The following is a 14,967-nucleotide window of genomic DNA, read 5'->3' on the forward strand; positions in this document are numbered from 1 at the left end:
GCGTTCATTCCCTCGCTCGGCACCGCCATCTCCAGCGCACGTCCGGAGGAAGGCGGCCTCGCGTCGGGCATCGTCAACACCAGCTACCAGATCGGATCCGCTCTGGGCCTGGCCGCGATGACCGCACTGGCCGCCTCGTACGGCGCCGGTCAGCTCGGTGACGCCAACGCCCTGACCACCGGTGTGTCCGCGGCGTTCATCGGTGCCGCCGGCATCGCGGTGGTGGGCGCGCTCATCGCGGCTGGGACGTTGCGCGGCAGCCGTGCATCTGCCCCGGACGCCGAGCGCGAGCCTGCCGCCGCCTGATCATCCAACCGGGTTGCCGCCCGCCTCACGAAGGCGGGCGGCAACACACCCGCTTCAGGAGTTCCACATGCGACGAATCCCCGCCCTCGTCCCGGCGGCCGCCCCGGACAAGTCTCGTGAATTGCTCACCGAGATCATCACGCGCCGCGGCTCGGTCGGCGACATGGTGAGCAGCATGGCTCATTCACCCGCGCTGCTCCAGGGTTACCTGGACTTCTCGCGAGCGCTCAAGCGCGTCAAGCTGCCGCGCGCTCTCAGCGAGAAGATCTCCCTCGCAGCGCAGGAGTGGATCGGCTGCGGCACCTGCTTGGCAGCGCACACCGAGGCTGCCCGTGCGAACGGAGTCAGCGACAGCGACATCGTCCTCGCCCGCCAGGGCACCGCCGTCGATCCACGCGAGGCGGCACTGATCGCCTTCGCCGTGCGCGTTCTCGCGGAGCCATCCGGCATCTCGGACGACGACCTCGCCGGCCTCCGGGCACACGGCTGGAGCGACCGAGTCATCGCCGACGTGGTCGGAGTCGTAGCTCTCAACCTGCTCACCGGCGCGTTCAACCTCGTCGCGGGCATCGAACCGTCGATCACCAGGCCATGATTTTCTTCCCTCGCAACCACATCAGAGGGTCGAGCTTGCGGCCACCGCTGTCCCAGATCTCGAAGTGAAGGTGCGGACCAGTCGACTCGCCGCGCCCGCGGCCGCAAGGCGTCCGCTTTCCGTTAGAGGACAGAGTCGCTGGTCCTTCGGGCAACACCCTCAGCAGGTCGCCGTGCTCGACGACACGGTCGAGCACGTCGGCCGCTCGTCTTCAGGTCTACTCGATTCCGCAGCGCGTGGGCGGAACCAGCTGGTCGACCAGGTACGCGGCAGAGGTCGCCCAACAGTGCCGCCTGTGACCGGCGCAGGATCAACTGGTTGCATCACCGAACCATCTGGTTGTACGGTCGAACCATGCAAGGTGAGCACACGGACGCGGCGCAGGAAGCCCTGATGCGGTTCGTCCGCAACTTCGGCCTCCATCAGCCCGACCGCACGCCATGCGGGCAGCCACTCCCCGTTTCGGAGGCGCACGCCATGGTGGAAATCGCCCGAGAGAGGCGGATCCGTCAGGTGGAACTGGCTCGCCGGTTGCGGTTGGAGAAGAGCACCGTCAGCCGCCTGGTCACGAACCTGGTCGGCAGGGGATGGGTGCACCGGGAGGCCGCAGATGGCGATGGCCGCGGCGTGCTGCTTGTACTCACCGACGCGGGTGCCACCGCTGCCGCTCGGCAGGCCGACACCCGCCGAGACCGGCTCGCAGCCCTGCTCGATCGTGTACCCGAAGACCAACGCGCCGCCGTGGTGCGCGCGCTCCAGATCCTCGCGGAGGCCGCTGTTGAACCGTCCTGACCGCCCCCAAGCTCGTCGAGCCCTGGTTCTGGTGGCTGCCGTCGCTGCCGTCACGCTGAACAGCGGATGTGCCGACGCCCGATCGACACCGGCGCCCTCCGACCGGCAGGCCGAGGTCGCCGAACGTGGCGCGTCGGTCATGCCGTTCGACCTGGAGCGCACCACCCACCAGTTCACCAAGACCGACACCGGCGGCGTGCAGACCGTCATCGCCGACGACCCGCAGGACACTGCCCAGATCACTCTCATCCAGCAGCACCTGACCGCAGAGGTCGACCGCTTCCGGCGCGGCGACTTCACCGATCCCGCCCGCATCCACGGCAACGAGATGCCGGGACTGGAATCGCTCCGTGCCCACGGTGGACGAATCGCCATCGAGTACGAAAACACCCGCGACGGAGCACGTGCCACCTACACCACCGCCGACGTCGAGCTTCGCAATGCCCTGCACGCCTGGTTCGACGCCCAAGTCGGTGACCACGGCCCGCACGCCACCCGCTGACACGGCAGCTCGGGCCGGTGTCCTGTACAGGAGTTCCGCGCAACCACAGGAGTGTCGTGTCCTACGTCGTGCGAGCCGAGCATCGGCGGCCAACGCGGTGAGTTCACTGTCGTCGCCGACCGTGAGTTGACCGCACGCCGTGTCGGATATGAGGTGCGGGACCGCCCGCTGGCCGTGCTCACAACCGACTACTTCGCCATCGCCAAGGCCGTTCGGTTGGCTTCGGGCTTCAGTTCCGATGTCGTCGCATGTACTGGTGGGCAGCCGCTGGACGAAGCTCAGCGTGCGATGCTCGCCGGTGCGGGAGTGTCGATCGACGAGCGAGGAATCAGCCGTGTCGTCCAGTCTTGCGACGGGTGCGTGATGGAGGTTCGCTGACGGTGACTCGTTCGATCGTGCCGCTCTGTTCGTGCATTCGTCCTCTCGCCAGGCCGCGTCTTTCGCGCAGCAGCTGGGTTGCGACATGCTGCCCGACGGCGCGGTCAAGGTCGACGAGATCCAGCAGGCGACCGTGCCGGGAGTATCGCCGCCGGGGATCTTGCCCGGCGCGAATCCATGATCCTCGGCCGCGGACAGGTCGGGGTTGCCGCTGCTGCCGGCTTGATCGCCGCAGTCGTCATCGACCAGGAGCTCACCTTCGCGTAGTGAGCGTCGACTGTCCTTAGTGGAGTGCGCCCAAACTCACTTGCTTGGGAAGACCCATTCGTTTGGCTTGTAGACCTTGCCGGTACGTGGCACCGCGATGTCGTTCTGAGTGCCGCCGACGAGGGTGGCGAATCGTCGTTGGCGGTGGTGAGGGCTCGTTGCATCATCAGCGGCGCGAGTCCGCCATGACCGGCGCAAGGCTTGCGAGGGTTGTTGAAGTAGTGGCCGGGCTTCCTGGTTGGCCACGTAGCGGCGGTAGTGGCCGATGTCGCCTTGGAAGGACTGCGTTCCCGGCGGGCGGCGTTGAGTACGACGTGGCGAAGCCAAGGTGACGCGCAGATCGGGAGTGCCGGTGTCGGCACGGCGTAGATGCCAACATAGCAATGAGTGTTGAGATGACGCTCACCGAAGCTTGTTCCAACATATCGATGAGCGTTAGGATATGCATGTGACTGACGAGCGCCGGGACACCTGTGACCTGTTGTGCCTGGACCTGCCGCACGCCGAGGAGATCCGGACGGGCCTGCCGGAGCTGTCCGCGGTGGAGTCGGCCGCGGCGGCGGCGCGGGCGCTGGGCGATCCCACGCGGTTGCGGATCGCCGCGGCGTTGCTGGCCGGCGGGGAGTTGTGCGTGTGCGACGCCTCGTGGGTCGTCGGTGCGGCGCAGAACCTGACCTCGCACCACCTCCGGCAGCTCAAGATCGCCGGACTGGTGTCGGCCCGGCGTGACGGGAAGCTCGTGATGTACGCGCTGACCGGGCGTGGCCGGGCGTTGGTCGCCGCAGTTCTCACAGAGCACACGGACGAGGTCGTGCCCGTGGGCATGGCCGACAGCGCTGGAGGGATGAGTCGTGGCTGACGAGTGCTGCGGGCCGCAGGAGCCGCGGTCGAGGACGACGACGGCGCAGGGCTACCAGCAGGCCGACGAGCACGACGGTGACCACGGTCCCGAGCAGGGGCCGGGAAGCTGGTGGCAGGTTCGCGAGTTGCAGCTGGCCGCCGTCGCGGCGGTACTGCTGGCGGTCGGCTGGTGGATCGGTTCTACGGGCGCCGAGCTGGTGGGCAACGGGCTGACGTTGGCCTCGGCGGTGGTGGGCGCGGTCTCGTTCGTGCCAGGGGCGGTGCGCAACCTGCTTCGTCGCCGGGTCGGTGTGGCCACCCTGATGACGATCGCCGCGATCGGCGCGGTCGCGTTGGGGCAGATCACCGAGGCCGCCATGCTCGGCGTGCTGTTCTCCGTCGCCGAAGGACTGGAGCACTACGCCATCGTCCGCACCCGCCGCGGCCTGCGGGCGCTGCTGGGGCTGGTGCCACCCACCGCGTCGGTGCTGCGCGACGGGACCGAGCTGCAGGTCGCGCCGGACGAGCTCGTGGTCGGCGACCGCATGGTGCTGCGCCCCGGTGAACGTGCCGCGACCGATGGCATCATCCGCTCCGGCCACACCAATCTGGACTTGTCGGCGATCACGGGCGAGTCGGTGCCGGTGGAGGCCGGTCCAAATGGCGCGGTGTACGCGGGCGCGATCAACGGTGGTGGCGCGATCGAGGTCGAGGTCACCGCACGAGCTTCGGACTCCTCGCTGGCTCGCATCGTGCACATCGTCGAAGAGGCCCAGGACCGCAAGGGCACCGGGCAGCGGCTGGCCGACCGCATCGCTCGCCCGCTCGTTCCGGCGATCATGATCCTGGCCGTGCTCATCGCCGGGATCGGAGCACTGCTGGGCGACCCGATGGTGTGGCTGGAACGCGCGCTGGTCGTGCTGGTGGCCGCGTCGCCGTGTGCGCTGGCGATCTCCATCCCGCTGACCGTCGTCGCCGCCGTGGGTGCGGCGAGCAGGCAGGGCGCACTGGTCAAGGGCGGCGCCGCGCTGGAGGAACTCGGCCGCATCGGCACGGTCGCGCTGGACAAGACCGGCACGCTGACCCGCAACGCTCCGCGCGTCGTGGACGTCCTGACCTCCGGGGAGAACACCCGTGAACAGGTGCTGGCCACCGCCGCGGCACTCGAAGCCCGCAGCGAGCACCCGCTGGCCCGCGCGATCCTGCAGGCCGCGGACACCGTGCCCGCCGCCGACGACGTCACCGCGGTGCCCGGTCACGGCCTGACCGGAACTCTGAACGGCGCCTCGGTGCGGCTGGGCAAGCCCGGCTGGGTTGATTCTGGATCGCTGCGCGGCGAGGTCGACAGGCTGCAGCAGGCAGGCGCCACCGTCGTGCTCCTCGAACGGGACGGAACTCTGCTCGGCGCCGTCGCGGTCCGCGACGAGCTGCGCGACGAAGCCCCCGAGGTCATCACCAGGCTGCGTGGCCTGAACATCGACACCGCGATGCTCACCGGCGACAACACCGCCACCGCAACCGCCCTGGCCGGCCAGGCGGGCATCGCCACCGTCCACGCCGAACTCCTGCCCGAGGATAAAGCCGCCCTGGTGGACCGGTTGCGCAACGGCCGCAGGATCGCGATGGTCGGCGACGGCGTCAACGACGCCCCGGCGCTGGCTACCGCCGATGTCGGCATCGCCATGGGCGCCATGGGAACCGACGTGGCGATCGAGACCGCGGACGTGGCGCTGATGGGGGAGGACCTTCGTCACCTGCCCCAGGTCCTGGCGCACGCCCGGCACGCCCGCCGGGTGATGCTGCAGAACGTCGGCCTGTCGCTGGCGATCATCGGCGTGCTGATCCCGTTGGCGGCGTTCGGTGTGATGGGTCTGGCCACGGTCGTGTTCGTGCACGAGTTCGCGGAGGTCTTGGTCATCCTCAACGCCATCCGTGCCGCCAAGAGCACCCCGCTGCCCGAGGTCACGGCCGTCACGCCGAGCACGCCGCAGGCGTTGAACCTCACGGTGGCGAGCACGTCGAAGCAGGGTGACTCCGGCTGTTGCGACGCTTGCTGACCCGCCCGCTAGCCTGGAGCGCGTGCCCGGCGCCTGCATGATGCGGAAGATCGCGCGAGTGAGTCTCGCGCGCGTCTTTGCCGTGCTCGCGCTGGTCGTCGGGATCGCGCTGCTCCAGGGCGCACCGTGCGAACGCGACGTCGTGTCGACCGCGCAATGCACGGCGTCCAGCATGCAGGTGTTCGCTGACCCGGCTGCTGCTTCCGATCTCCTCGAAGACCTCGGCGGGGTGCCTGAAGCCTGCCTGGCGGCGCTTCTCGCCGTCCTGCTCGCCGTTGCGGTACTTCGCCTGCCCGGCCTGGTTCCGGTGAATTTCGTGTCCGCGCCTGTGCCGTGGCAGGGTTCCGATCGGCGCCCAGAAGTACGGCTCACCCAGCTCTGCGTGCTGAGGACCTAGATCGCGCTGTGCCGAGCTCCGGCCTCGGCAGCGCTTGATCACCCTCAACTCTTCGCACCGTTGCAGAGGTATGTCGTCATGACCAAGAACGCCCGGATTTCACTGATCATCGTCGCCGTGGTTGTGGTGGTGGTCGGAGGCTTCATCCTGATCAGCAAGCTCACCGGACCCTCGACGCCGCAACAGGCCGGTTCTGGCAACGTCATCGGGCCTGTCCCGGCGCCCGCGACGGCCGCGCTCGTACGGCCCGACAGCCACAAGCTCTCCGACGCGCCCAACGCCAAGGTGACCGTCGTCGAGTTCCTCGACCTCGAATGCGAGGCCTGCCGCGCGGCCTATCCCGGAGTGGAGAAGCTGCGCGAGGAGTACGGCGACCGCGTCACGTTCGTGATGCGCTACTTCCCGGTTCCCGCCCACCGCAACGCCGAACTGGCTGCCACCGTCGTGGAGGCCGCGGGCAAGCAGGGCAAGCTCGAAGCGATGTACCAGCGCATGTACGAGACCCAGGCGAACTGGGGCGACCAGCAGGTCTCCCACCGCGAGACGTTCTTCGGCTTCGCCCGCGAACTCGGGCTGGACATGGCGAAGTTCGAAGCCCACGTGAACGACCCGGCCACCTTGGAGCGCGTGCTCAAGGACCGCAAAGACGGCGTGACCGTGGGCGTGCAGGGCACCCCGACGTTCTTCATCAACGGCACCAAGTTCCAGGGTCCGCCGAGCTACAGCGCGCTCAAGGCCACGATCGACCGAGAACTGGCCAAGTGACCTCAACCGAAGTGCGGTTCCTGACCAGGCTGCTCCCGCGGTTGCTCATCGTGGGCGGCGGGATCGGCCTGGTCGCGGCCTTCGTGCTGACCGTCGAGAAGATCGCGCTGCTCAGGAACTTGGACTACGTCCCGACCTGCAGCATCAACCCGGTGCTGAGCTGTGGCTCGATCATGAAGACCGAACAGGCCGAGGTGTTCGGCTTCCCGAACCCGCTGCTCGGCGTCGCTGGGTTCGCGGCGGTCGTCACGATCGGCGCGGTGCTGGCGGCTGGTGCGGTGTTGCCGCGCTGGTGCTGGCTGGGCTTGCAGGCCGGTGTCACGTTCGGCGTCGTATTCGTGCACTGGCTGATCTACCAGAGCCTGTACGTGATCGGGGCGCTGTGCCCGTACTGCATGGCCGCGTAGGCCGTCATGATCCCGATCTTCTGGTACACGACGCTGCACAACCTGGAGCAACGGCATCTGCCGTCGCCACGACGGACAACGGCTGTGCTGACCGGATATCACAGCGTGGTGCTCACCCTGTGGTACCTGCTCATCGCCGGCGCGGTGCTGCACGCGTTCTGGTTCTACTGGACGACGTTGATCGGGTAGCGCGAGGGCGTGCTTCGTCCACATTGGCCGCTTACTGCTGTGTTTCACATGAATGTCTTGGGGCGTGGCCTTCTTCCCCGCCCCCACTGGGAGGTATGTGATGGACGATCAAGCGACGACCTCGAACTGGTCCCGGTGGATGATCGGCATCGCGATCGGCATCGCACTGGTGCTTCTCGGCGCGGCCGGAGGTATTGCTCTCGCTCGTTCCAGCTCGCCTGACAACGCACCGACCGCGGTCGACATCGGGTTCAACCAGGACATGTCATGGCACCACCTGCAGGCCGTGCAGATGGCGAACCTCGTTCCGAGCCGCAGCGACGACACCGACGTGCGCCAGATCGCGTTCGACATCGGGTCGACCCAGCTTGAGCAGATTGGCAGGATGAAGGGCTGGCTCAACATGTGGGGCGAACTCGAGCAGGCGCCCGCTGGTCAGTTGATGACGTGGATGAACGCTGATCACCACCACTCCGCGTCCGGGGTGGACGGTCGCCGCATGCCAGGCATGGCCACGTCGCAGGAGCTCGCTCGGCTGCGAGGGTTGAGCGGCAAGGAGTTCGACGTGCTGTTCCTTCAGCTGATGACGCGGCACCACGAGGGTGGCGGGGCGATGTCGCGGTACGCGGCCGGCAAGGCGGCCGTTCCTGTCGTGCAGAACCTCGCCAACTCCATGGTGATCAGCCAGGACGCCGAAGTGTTGACGCTCAAGGCGATGCTCGCCTCCCGCAACGCACAGCCGCTCGGCACCGGCTGAGACCAGCACGCTGCTCGCCGTGTAACTACCTTGTGCTCACCGGGTCGTCCACGCATTCGACATCGACCGCGAGCACGACGTCCACGAGTTCGCGCATAGCTCGGGCGAGGTGCGGGTCGGCTAGGTCGTAGCGGACCTGCCTGCCCTCGTAGGTTGCGACGACGAGGCCGCAGCCGCGCAGGCATGACAGATGGTTCGACACGTTCGACCTGGTCAGCTCCAGCTGGTCGGCGAACTGCGCTGGATAGCCAGGCCCGTCGAGCAAGGACACGAGGATCCGGCAGCGGGTGGGGTCGGCCAGGGCACGCCCCAGCCGGGCCAGCGCCGCCGCGCTCGTTTCACCGGTCAGCATGGACAGAACTGTACAGCAGGTGCTGTAGTACAGCTACTGCTGAATAGTTCTCTTGGGAGTGTTGGATGGCTGGCTTGGCGTTAGGTCTGTGCGTGGTCTATTTGGCGCTGGCGTTCGGCTGGCGCAGTTGGGCGCAGTGGCGTGCGACGGGATCGACCGGATTCCGCGGCATCCGCGGCCGAGTCGGTTCGGTCGAGTGGTGGGGAGGTGCGCTGTTCGCGCTGTCACTCGTGTTGGGACTCGTGGCCCCCGCACTGCAGCTGGCTGATGTCATGTCACCGGTTCACGCTCTCGACGGCCGAGTTGGTCATGTAGCGGGCGTGGTGTTGTCGGTCGGCGGTATCGCGGCCACGTTGGCGGCTCAGCGGGTGATGGGCGCGTCCTGGCGGATCGGCGTGGATCCGGCGGAATCAACCGCTCTGGTCACGGACGGCCTGTTCGCTCATGTGCGGAACCCGGTCTTCACGGCGATGATCATGACCGGTGCTGGTCTGACCGCGTTGGCGCCCAACGTGATCGCGTTGATCGCCTTGGTCGCGCTCGTGGTCGCAGTCGAGATCCAGGTTCGCGTGGTGGAGGAACCGTACCTGTTGCGCACGCACGGCCAGGCCTACGCGACCTATGCCTCGCGCGCTGGGCGTTTCCTGCCCGGTGTGGGCTGAGCCGGGACACGTCGTTGGTTGGTGGAAGTTCCGCCGTCCCACGTGACCGGCAGGGCGGTGAGGCCCGACCACAACAAGTCCGCTGCCGGGTGCGGCTGTCAGTGACTTGCATCTGGTACCCAGGTACAGGCTTACCGTCGAAGCATGAGCACAGAAACTGAGCCCTGGGTCCCACAGGCTTGCACGTTGCCTACCGAAGAACGTCCCCTGCGTGTCGCCGAGTTCGACGAACTGTTCACGGAGGCGGTACGGAGCGTCGAACGCACTGACGGCACGTCGGTGTCGCTGGAACTCGTGCCCACCGCTGAGGTGGCCACACAGGCGGCCGACCTCGTCGTGCGTGAGACCGGATGCTGCTCGTTCTTCACGTTCAGCTTGATCGCGACCGGCGGCAGCCTGCACCTGGAGATCAAAGTTCCAGAGCAGCACGCCGACGTGCTCGAGGCGCTCGCGGCGCGGGCGGAGGAGATGTCGTCATGACCGGGTTGCGCGCTGGGGAAGTAGCCGACGCCGCCGGCGTGAATCGGCAGACGCTGCGGTACTACGAGCGGGTCGGCCTCTTGACCGAGCCGGACCGGACGCTCGGCGGGCACCGGATGTACCCGCCGGAGACGGTGACCGTCATCCGGGTCATCAAGGCAGCCCAGCGGCTCGGCTTCACCCTCGACGAGGTCGCCGAACTGCTCGACCTCGGGACGCACCGGCACGGTAAGCAGGGCCTGCAGGCTCGTGCGACGGCCAAGCTGGCCGAGGTCGAGTCGAAGATCGCGGACCTCGGCGTTATCCGGGACACGTTGCGTGCCGCGGTGGCTGCCGGTTGCGACGATCTCATCGCCTGCTCGCACATCCCGTCCTGCCCGCTGCCGTTCGCCGGCCTCGCCGAGGGGAAGGCCGCCGATGCGGGCTCCTGCTGCTGACAAGACCCGCCGGTTCGCCTGGTTTGCAGGCGCCGCGTGCCTGCTGTGCTGTCTGGTGCCGGTGCTAGGAGTCGCCGGGGTGGCGGGCTTCTTCTCCGCGATCGGCTTTGATGACGCGCTGGTCGGTCTGCTTGTCGCCGCGGTTGCCGCCGTCGGCACGTGGTTGGTCCTCCGGCGCCGACGGCGGCATCAGTGCGCCGGTGACGGTTGTGGCTGTCAGACTTCTGGATCATGACGGTTCTACGTTCCGTGCTGTTGTTCGTGCTGGCCGCAGTGGCGGAGATCGGCGGCGCCTGGCTGGTCTGGCAAGGACTGCGGGAAAACCGCGGTCTCTTGTGGATCGCGGCTGGTGTGCTGGCGCTGGGCGCGTACGGCGGAGTCTTCGTTGCCGGCTCGCTGGCGTGGGGCATGGTGTTGGACGGGTTCCGGCCGGATCGATGGGACTACATCGGTGCCGGCGTCTGTCTGATCGGCGTTGCCGTGATCATGTATGCGCCGCGGGGCTGAGGCCGGTCATTTCACGGCTGACTTGGCCCCCCGCTCACGCAGCCAGAGCACGAGATCAGTCGCCTTGCTGCGTTCTGCCGCGTCCAGCGGTGTCATCGGCTCCCAGGGTGGTGTCCAGTTCAGCTCGGCGCCGTGGCCGAGAAGGTATTCGGCGCACTCCTGTTGGCCGCCGTGGCAGGCGCCCCAGAAGGCCACGTTCACTTCTTCGCTTGTGGCACCGGGGAAGTAGGCCTTCACGCGGTCGAGGAGTCCGAGTGTCGCGGCGTCGGTGAGGGTGGTCGTGGCACCGCGCTCGACGAGCCGGCGGGCGGTGCGCCACTGCGCGAACGCCCGTGCGTCGGCCAGGGGTGTGCCGCCTGCGATCACGGCGCCGTCGGCGTCGATGTCGGCTCCCGCGTCCAGCAACGCGTCGAGCGCCTCGACGTCGTCACTGCTGGCCGCCCAGTGCAGCGGCGTCTCCGAGTGCGAGCCCTGGAACCGTGCGTTCACCTCGGCGCCCGCATCGACGAGGACGGCGATGGTGTTCGCGACATTCGGGAAGTGTCCCGGCCAGTCAGTGGCGATGTGCAGCGGCGACCGGCCGTTGATGCGTGCGGTGGCGAGAGCGGGGCGATCGCGGAGATGCTGCCGCAGACCGTCGGTGTCCCCAGTGTGGATGGCAGTGGTCAACGCCGTCGCGAGTGAGTCGTCAGCGGATGGTGTGGTCACTGCGTCTCCCGGTGTAGGCGGCGGCTTGGAGGGTGAACAGCTCGCCGTACACGCCATTCTTCGCTATCAACTCGTCGTGGTCGCCGTGTTCGATGATCTGGCCCTCGTTGAGCACGTAGATGTGGTCGGCGTCGCGAACGGTGTTGTAGCGGTGCGAGATCAGCAGCACTGTTCGTCCTTACGGTGATCCTGTCGAACTTCGCAGGTTCGGGCCAGGTCCCGGTGTGGCCGTGCTGATGTGGCGCCGTGGCGAGGAAGTTCGTGTAATCCTCTGTGAACAACCCAGCCTCATAGAGGTCGCCGATGCTGTTCACTGTGGTCAGGATCCGCTCGCAGAGTATGAGCAGCGCCGCAGCCGCAGTCGCGGTCTCGGCGAGCGCCAGGCGTCCGGACAGCGCCAGGCCAGCAGCCCGGCCAGCCCGCCGCCGAGGGCCAGTGACAGGCCGACGGTGGACATCACCGCGATGCGGAACCGCTTCCGCGTGGTCTTGCGGAGTTCGGCCATGTGCTGGTCGTACAAAACGGTGTGCCGGGTGGTGAAGTAGGCGGCCAGCCCGAACGCGCGGACCTCCTTGGCCGGGTCCTTCGCGGTGAGCAGCCGGTACAGGTAGCCACGGGCGCGGGCCACCGTGGTCATTCGCAGGTGGAACCCGAACATCGCCTGCCCGGCCCTCACCACACCGATCAACAGGGGCAGGCCGGCCAGGAACAGCAGCGGCACCAGCCACGGCTGGATGGTGAGCAGTGCGACGACGATGCCGCCGATGGAGGCGAGCGAGCCGATGGTGCCGACCACGCCGTCGACCATCTGGATCGGCCGGTGCTCGGCGGCCGACGCGCGCAGCAGCCGGTCGTGGAAGTTCGGCGTCTCCTAGGCGGACAGCTCCACTTCCGTCGCCACGTCGATGATCGCCTGCTTGGCGTGCCGCGCGGTGATCTCCGAGAGCAGTTTCCGGACCTCGCGGCCTGCGGCGGTGATCAGCCCGATAGTGGCGACTATCCCGACACGGTCGCCAGCTGAGGGCCAACAGCGCCGATACCGGCTTGGTGGCGTCGGTGACGAGGACCGAGCTGATCAGATCCGGCCGAACACCAGCGTCGCCGCGAGCCCGGTACCGTTGAGCAGCTTCAGCACGATGCTGACGATCAGCAGGCGGGGTGCGGCGGCCCAGACCAGGCGGACCGAGTCCGCGGTGATGCGGGGGAGCAGGCGTACCGACTTGTCCGGCACCTCATCGCAGGTCGCCATCGCGCTCACTCCTCGGCTGTTCTCTGTAAGGCAGCCAGCAGCTTCGGGACCGTGGGCACGTGCAGCCGACAGGCGCGCATCTCCGGTGCGCCGGCGTGGTCGTTCATCACGTCGACGCCGTCGACCAGGACCGTGGGCGACGGGAAGTCGCCCACCCGCTCCACCACGGAAACGGTGAGCTCGAGTTCGTGCAGCGCCTCGGTCAGCGCGATCTTGGCCGCCGCCGCGTTCGGGCAGTCCGGGGCGAGCAACAACTCAACCTGCATCTCGTACCTCCGTGGGGCGGTGTCGTGTCTCAAGGGCGTCGATCGGCCAGAACGGCATACAGCCGATCTGGTCATGACAGTGCAGCAACCAGTTCGACACGGCCAGCACCTCGCAGCCCGCGTAACCGCGCGCGGCGGCCAGCAGCATCGAGCTGTCGTAGAACAACAGAGCCGCGTCGCTTAGGACGTCGATCGGCGGCGCGTACCAGCACGTGAGATACAACGCGAAGAAGACGCCGAGGTTGACCACACGTGGCCGACGATCCCGGTGGCATGCAGCGGTTCGGGGTTGTGCCGGGACCGCCACCACTGCCAGCCGACCGTCACCGCCGGAAAGACGGCCAGCCCCAGCAACCAGGCCACCGGATGCCGGCGACCCACCGCGTGGGCAATGAGCATGAACAACCCGATTTGGGTGCATCGAACAAGAGCCGGCCAGCTGGCGACCAGCGCCCACAAGCTCGTCGGGCTCGGCGGCTGTCTCCGTGCCTGATACCGGTACCGATCAGCTTCCACATGTGTCTGCTCACCGACACTTCACCTTCCCCAACCGCGACATGCGTCAAAGCTTGAACGTGACCCCGGCAGTTGAGACAAGGGAGATGCTTTCAATGCCTCGTTTCCCAGTGCACGCCGTTGACGACGCGCCCGAGGCCTCGCGAGAGTCGTTGCGGAAGTTGCAGACGAAGTTCGGCAAGGTGCTCAACATCCACGGCGAGATGGCTCACGCGCCGGTGGTACTGGCCGCCTACACCGGCATCCAGCAGGCCATCGCCGAGCACGGCAGCTTCGACGCCCGCATCCGTGAAGCCATCGCCCTCGCCGTCGGCGCGGTCGACAACTGCGCCTACTGCCAGTCCGCGCACACCGCCGCGGGCCGGCAGGCGGGCTGGTCCCTCGAACAGACGATCGCGTTGCGCGGCGGCAAGCAGATCGACGGCGAGGACAAGCTTGGCACGCTGCTGGCGGTGGCCCGGCAGATCGCAGGCAACGTGGGCGAGGTCGACGAGGGCACCTGGCAGCAGGCCTTGCAGGCGGGGTGGGCAGTGGGGGAGCTGTCAGAGCTGTTCACGCACGTCGTGGCGAACCTGTTCACCAACTACTTCAACCACTACGCGCACACCGAGCTGGACATCCCGGCCGCCCCCGGCCTGGCCGGTGGCACCGTGTGACCGGCAGGACGCGGCCGGGCGACCTCGCCGCGCCACGCACGATCGCGCGGCCACGACAGTGTCTGGTGACTGACACACCTCGGCCGTGCGGTGGCCAGGCCTGGTGTGCTTGACGATGAGTGCATGGCTCGACGAGAGGACACGGCGTGACTCGAGGCTATGACCTGGCCATCGTTGGCGGAGGAACTGCCGGCATCATCGCCGCCAAGACCGCTGGACGGCTCGGCGCGCGGGTGGTGCTGGTCGAGCGCGACCGCACTGGCGGTGACTGTCTGTGGACTGGGTGCGTGCCGAGCAAGTCGCTGATCGCGGCCGCCCACGCTGCTCAGACCATGCGCACGGCAGGACGGTTCGGAATCACCCCGGTCGAGCCGCAGGTCGACTTCGCCGCGGTGATGGCGCACGTGTACAGGGCGATCAAACGGATCGAGCCGGTCGACTCGCCAGCGGCGCTGTCCGAAGCCGGTGCCGAGGTCATCGAGGGCACAGCGGTGTTCACCGGTCCGGACGAACTCAAGGTCGATGGCCGCTCGCTGCGGTTCAGGCACGCTCTGATCGCCACCGGCTCCGTCCCCGCGCTCCCGCCGGTGCCCGGCCTGGCCGAGGTGGAACCGCTGACCAGCGACACGGTGTGGGACCTGACCGAGCTGCCCGCACGACTGGCCGTACTGGGCGGCGGCCCGATCGGCTGCGAGCTCGGCCAGGCGTTCGCCCGGCTGGGCGCCGAGGTGACCATCATCGAGGCCACCGAGCGCCTGGTCCCCAGGGAAGAACCCCGAGCAGGTATCACGCTGTCGGCGGCCCTGTCCGCTGACGGAGTGCGCGTGCTGACCTCGGCCACCGTGATCAAAGCAGCTCGGCATGCCAAGGGAGTGCGCCTCG

General features: G+C 67.9%; 26 protein-coding genes and 1 pseudogene. 19 read left to right on the forward strand and 8 right to left on the reverse strand.

Features of this window, described 5'->3' with window-relative positions:
• The 13 genes and pseudogenes from BLR21_RS41160 to BLR21_RS41210 all read left to right on the forward strand — a co-directional run.
• Positions 1-306 (forward strand): annotated as a pseudogene (locus tag BLR21_RS41160) (MFS transporter); the annotation flags it as partial.
• A 67-nt stretch (positions 307-373) separates the two neighbouring features.
• Complete coding sequence (locus BLR21_RS41165; protein WP_090015537.1) at positions 374-901, forward strand: carboxymuconolactone decarboxylase family protein; 528 nt, start codon at positions 374-376, stop codon at positions 899-901.
• Positions 902-1,219: 318 nt separating this feature from the next.
• The gene (locus tag BLR21_RS41170; RefSeq protein ID WP_218131126.1) at positions 1,220-1,693 is read left to right on the forward strand and encodes a MarR family winged helix-turn-helix transcriptional regulator; all 474 of its coding nucleotides are present in this window, start codon (positions 1,220-1,222) and stop codon (positions 1,691-1,693) included.
• Between the two features lie 31 nt (positions 1,694-1,724).
• On the forward strand, positions 1,725-2,195 hold the full coding sequence (locus BLR21_RS41175) for a hypothetical protein (protein ID WP_218131127.1): 471 nt from the start codon (positions 1,725-1,727) through the stop codon (positions 2,193-2,195).
• A 153-nt stretch (positions 2,196-2,348) separates the two neighbouring features.
• Complete coding sequence (locus tag BLR21_RS41180; protein ID WP_143028143.1) at positions 2,349-2,573, forward strand: hypothetical protein; 225 nt, start codon at positions 2,349-2,351, stop codon at positions 2,571-2,573.
• A gap of 31 nt (positions 2,574-2,604) precedes the next feature.
• Positions 2,605-2,754: a hypothetical protein gene (locus BLR21_RS43060; RefSeq protein WP_176930040.1), complete on the forward strand. Its 150-nt coding sequence runs from the start codon at positions 2,605-2,607 to the stop codon at positions 2,752-2,754.
• A 534-nt stretch (positions 2,755-3,288) separates the two neighbouring features.
• Positions 3,289-3,699, forward strand: a complete 411-nt coding sequence (locus tag BLR21_RS41185) for an ArsR/SmtB family transcription factor (protein WP_090015540.1) — start codon at positions 3,289-3,291, stop codon at positions 3,697-3,699.
• Complete coding sequence (locus tag BLR21_RS41190; RefSeq protein ID WP_090015541.1) at positions 3,692-5,737, forward strand: heavy metal translocating P-type ATPase; 2,046 nt, start codon at positions 3,692-3,694, stop codon at positions 5,735-5,737. The genes BLR21_RS41185 and BLR21_RS41190 overlap by 8 nt, the downstream gene beginning before the upstream one ends.
• Before the next feature lie 22 nt (positions 5,738-5,759).
• Positions 5,760-6,134, forward strand: a complete 375-nt coding sequence (locus tag BLR21_RS41195; protein ID WP_143028144.1) for a hypothetical protein — start codon at positions 5,760-5,762, stop codon at positions 6,132-6,134.
• 78 nt (positions 6,135-6,212) lie between these two features.
• Positions 6,213-6,899, forward strand: coding sequence for a DsbA family protein (locus BLR21_RS41200; RefSeq protein ID WP_090015543.1), 687 nt, complete (start codon positions 6,213-6,215; stop codon positions 6,897-6,899).
• Positions 6,896-7,306, forward strand: coding sequence for a vitamin K epoxide reductase family protein (locus BLR21_RS44570; RefSeq protein ID WP_338061099.1), 411 nt, complete (start codon positions 6,896-6,898; stop codon positions 7,304-7,306). The genes BLR21_RS41200 and BLR21_RS44570 overlap by 4 nt, the downstream gene beginning before the upstream one ends.
• A 6-nt stretch (positions 7,307-7,312) precedes the next feature.
• Positions 7,313-7,495 (forward strand): hypothetical protein, encoded by a 183-nt coding sequence (locus BLR21_RS44575; RefSeq protein WP_338061100.1) that lies wholly within the window; start codon positions 7,313-7,315, stop codon positions 7,493-7,495.
• A 100-nt stretch (positions 7,496-7,595) separates the two neighbouring features.
• A complete protein-coding gene (locus BLR21_RS41210) occupies positions 7,596-8,252 on the forward strand; it encodes a DUF305 domain-containing protein (protein ID WP_090015544.1) in 657 nt (218 codons plus the stop codon).
• A gap of 25 nt (positions 8,253-8,277) precedes the next feature.
• On the opposite strand, the gene cmtR is transcribed toward BLR21_RS41210, so the two are convergent.
• Positions 8,278-8,604: a Cd(II)/Pb(II)-sensing metalloregulatory transcriptional regulator CmtR gene (gene cmtR / locus BLR21_RS41215; protein ID WP_090015545.1), complete on the reverse strand. Its 327-nt coding sequence runs from the start codon at positions 8,602-8,604 to the stop codon at positions 8,278-8,280.
• A gap of 65 nt (positions 8,605-8,669) precedes the next feature.
• Between cmtR and BLR21_RS41220 the strand changes: the two genes are divergently transcribed.
• The 3 genes from BLR21_RS41220 (at position 8,670) to BLR21_RS41230 (ending at position 10,183) form a co-directional block, all read left to right on the forward strand.
• Positions 8,670-9,266, forward strand: coding sequence for a methyltransferase family protein (locus tag BLR21_RS41220; RefSeq protein ID WP_090015546.1), 597 nt, complete (start codon positions 8,670-8,672; stop codon positions 9,264-9,266).
• Positions 9,267-9,410: 144 nt separating this feature from the next.
• Positions 9,411-9,746: a hypothetical protein gene (locus BLR21_RS41225; protein WP_090015547.1), complete on the forward strand. Its 336-nt coding sequence runs from the start codon at positions 9,411-9,413 to the stop codon at positions 9,744-9,746.
• Positions 9,743-10,183 (forward strand): MerR family transcriptional regulator, encoded by a 441-nt coding sequence (locus BLR21_RS41230; RefSeq protein ID WP_090015548.1) that lies wholly within the window; start codon positions 9,743-9,745, stop codon positions 10,181-10,183. The genes BLR21_RS41225 and BLR21_RS41230 overlap by 4 nt, the downstream gene beginning before the upstream one ends.
• Before the next feature lie 64 nt (positions 10,184-10,247).
• Here BLR21_RS41230 and BLR21_RS44325 read toward each other — a convergent pair whose 3' ends face one another.
• Positions 10,248-10,373 carry a hypothetical protein gene (locus BLR21_RS44325; protein ID WP_256335260.1) on the reverse strand — a complete coding sequence of 42 codons (126 nt, stop codon included), beginning with the start codon at positions 10,371-10,373 and terminating at the stop codon, positions 10,248-10,250.
• A gap of 38 nt (positions 10,374-10,411) precedes the next feature.
• Here BLR21_RS44325 and BLR21_RS41235 point away from each other — a divergent pair, with 38 nt between their 5' ends.
• A complete protein-coding gene (locus BLR21_RS41235) occupies positions 10,412-10,690 on the forward strand; it encodes a YnfA family protein (RefSeq protein WP_218131128.1) in 279 nt (92 codons plus the stop codon).
• Between the two features lie 6 nt (positions 10,691-10,696).
• Here BLR21_RS41235 and BLR21_RS41240 read toward each other — a convergent pair whose 3' ends face one another.
• The 6 genes from BLR21_RS41240 to BLR21_RS41265 form a co-directional block, all read right to left on the reverse strand.
• The gene (locus BLR21_RS41240; RefSeq protein WP_256335261.1) at positions 10,697-11,398 is read right to left on the reverse strand and encodes an ankyrin repeat domain-containing protein; all 702 of its coding nucleotides are present in this window, start codon (positions 11,396-11,398) and stop codon (positions 10,697-10,699) included.
• Complete coding sequence (locus BLR21_RS43065; protein ID WP_090015550.1) at positions 11,379-11,567, reverse strand: hypothetical protein; 189 nt, start codon at positions 11,565-11,567, stop codon at positions 11,379-11,381. The genes BLR21_RS41240 and BLR21_RS43065 overlap by 20 nt, the downstream gene beginning before the upstream one ends.
• A gap of 150 nt (positions 11,568-11,717) precedes the next feature.
• Complete coding sequence (locus tag BLR21_RS41250) at positions 11,718-12,194, reverse strand: hypothetical protein (RefSeq protein ID WP_090015551.1); 477 nt, start codon at positions 12,192-12,194, stop codon at positions 11,718-11,720.
• Positions 12,195-12,473: 279 nt separating this feature from the next.
• Positions 12,474-12,647: a hypothetical protein gene (locus tag BLR21_RS43070; RefSeq protein WP_176930041.1), complete on the reverse strand. Its 174-nt coding sequence runs from the start codon at positions 12,645-12,647 to the stop codon at positions 12,474-12,476.
• 5 nt (positions 12,648-12,652) lie between these two features.
• Positions 12,653-12,913: a hypothetical protein gene (locus BLR21_RS41260; protein ID WP_090015553.1), complete on the reverse strand. Its 261-nt coding sequence runs from the start codon at positions 12,911-12,913 to the stop codon at positions 12,653-12,655.
• A complete protein-coding gene (locus BLR21_RS41265; RefSeq protein ID WP_090015554.1) occupies positions 12,903-13,163 on the reverse strand; it encodes a hypothetical protein in 261 nt (86 codons plus the stop codon). The genes BLR21_RS41260 and BLR21_RS41265 overlap by 11 nt, the downstream gene beginning before the upstream one ends.
• 361 nt (positions 13,164-13,524) lie before the next feature.
• On the opposite strand from BLR21_RS41265, the gene BLR21_RS41270 reads away from it, so the two are divergent.
• Together BLR21_RS41270 and BLR21_RS41275 are read left to right on the forward strand one after the other, a co-directional pair.
• Positions 13,525-14,085 (forward strand): carboxymuconolactone decarboxylase family protein, encoded by a 561-nt coding sequence (locus BLR21_RS41270; RefSeq protein WP_090015555.1) that lies wholly within the window; start codon positions 13,525-13,527, stop codon positions 14,083-14,085.
• Between the two features lie 146 nt (positions 14,086-14,231).
• Positions 14,232-14,967 (forward strand): FAD-dependent oxidoreductase (locus BLR21_RS41275; RefSeq protein ID WP_143028145.1); only part of this gene is annotated, 736 nt, incomplete at its 3' end.

The sequence above is a fragment of the Lentzea albidocapillata subsp. violacea genome, from assembly GCF_900100275.1.
Classification (GTDB): Bacteria; Actinomycetota; Actinomycetes; order Mycobacteriales; family Pseudonocardiaceae; genus Lentzea; species Lentzea violacea.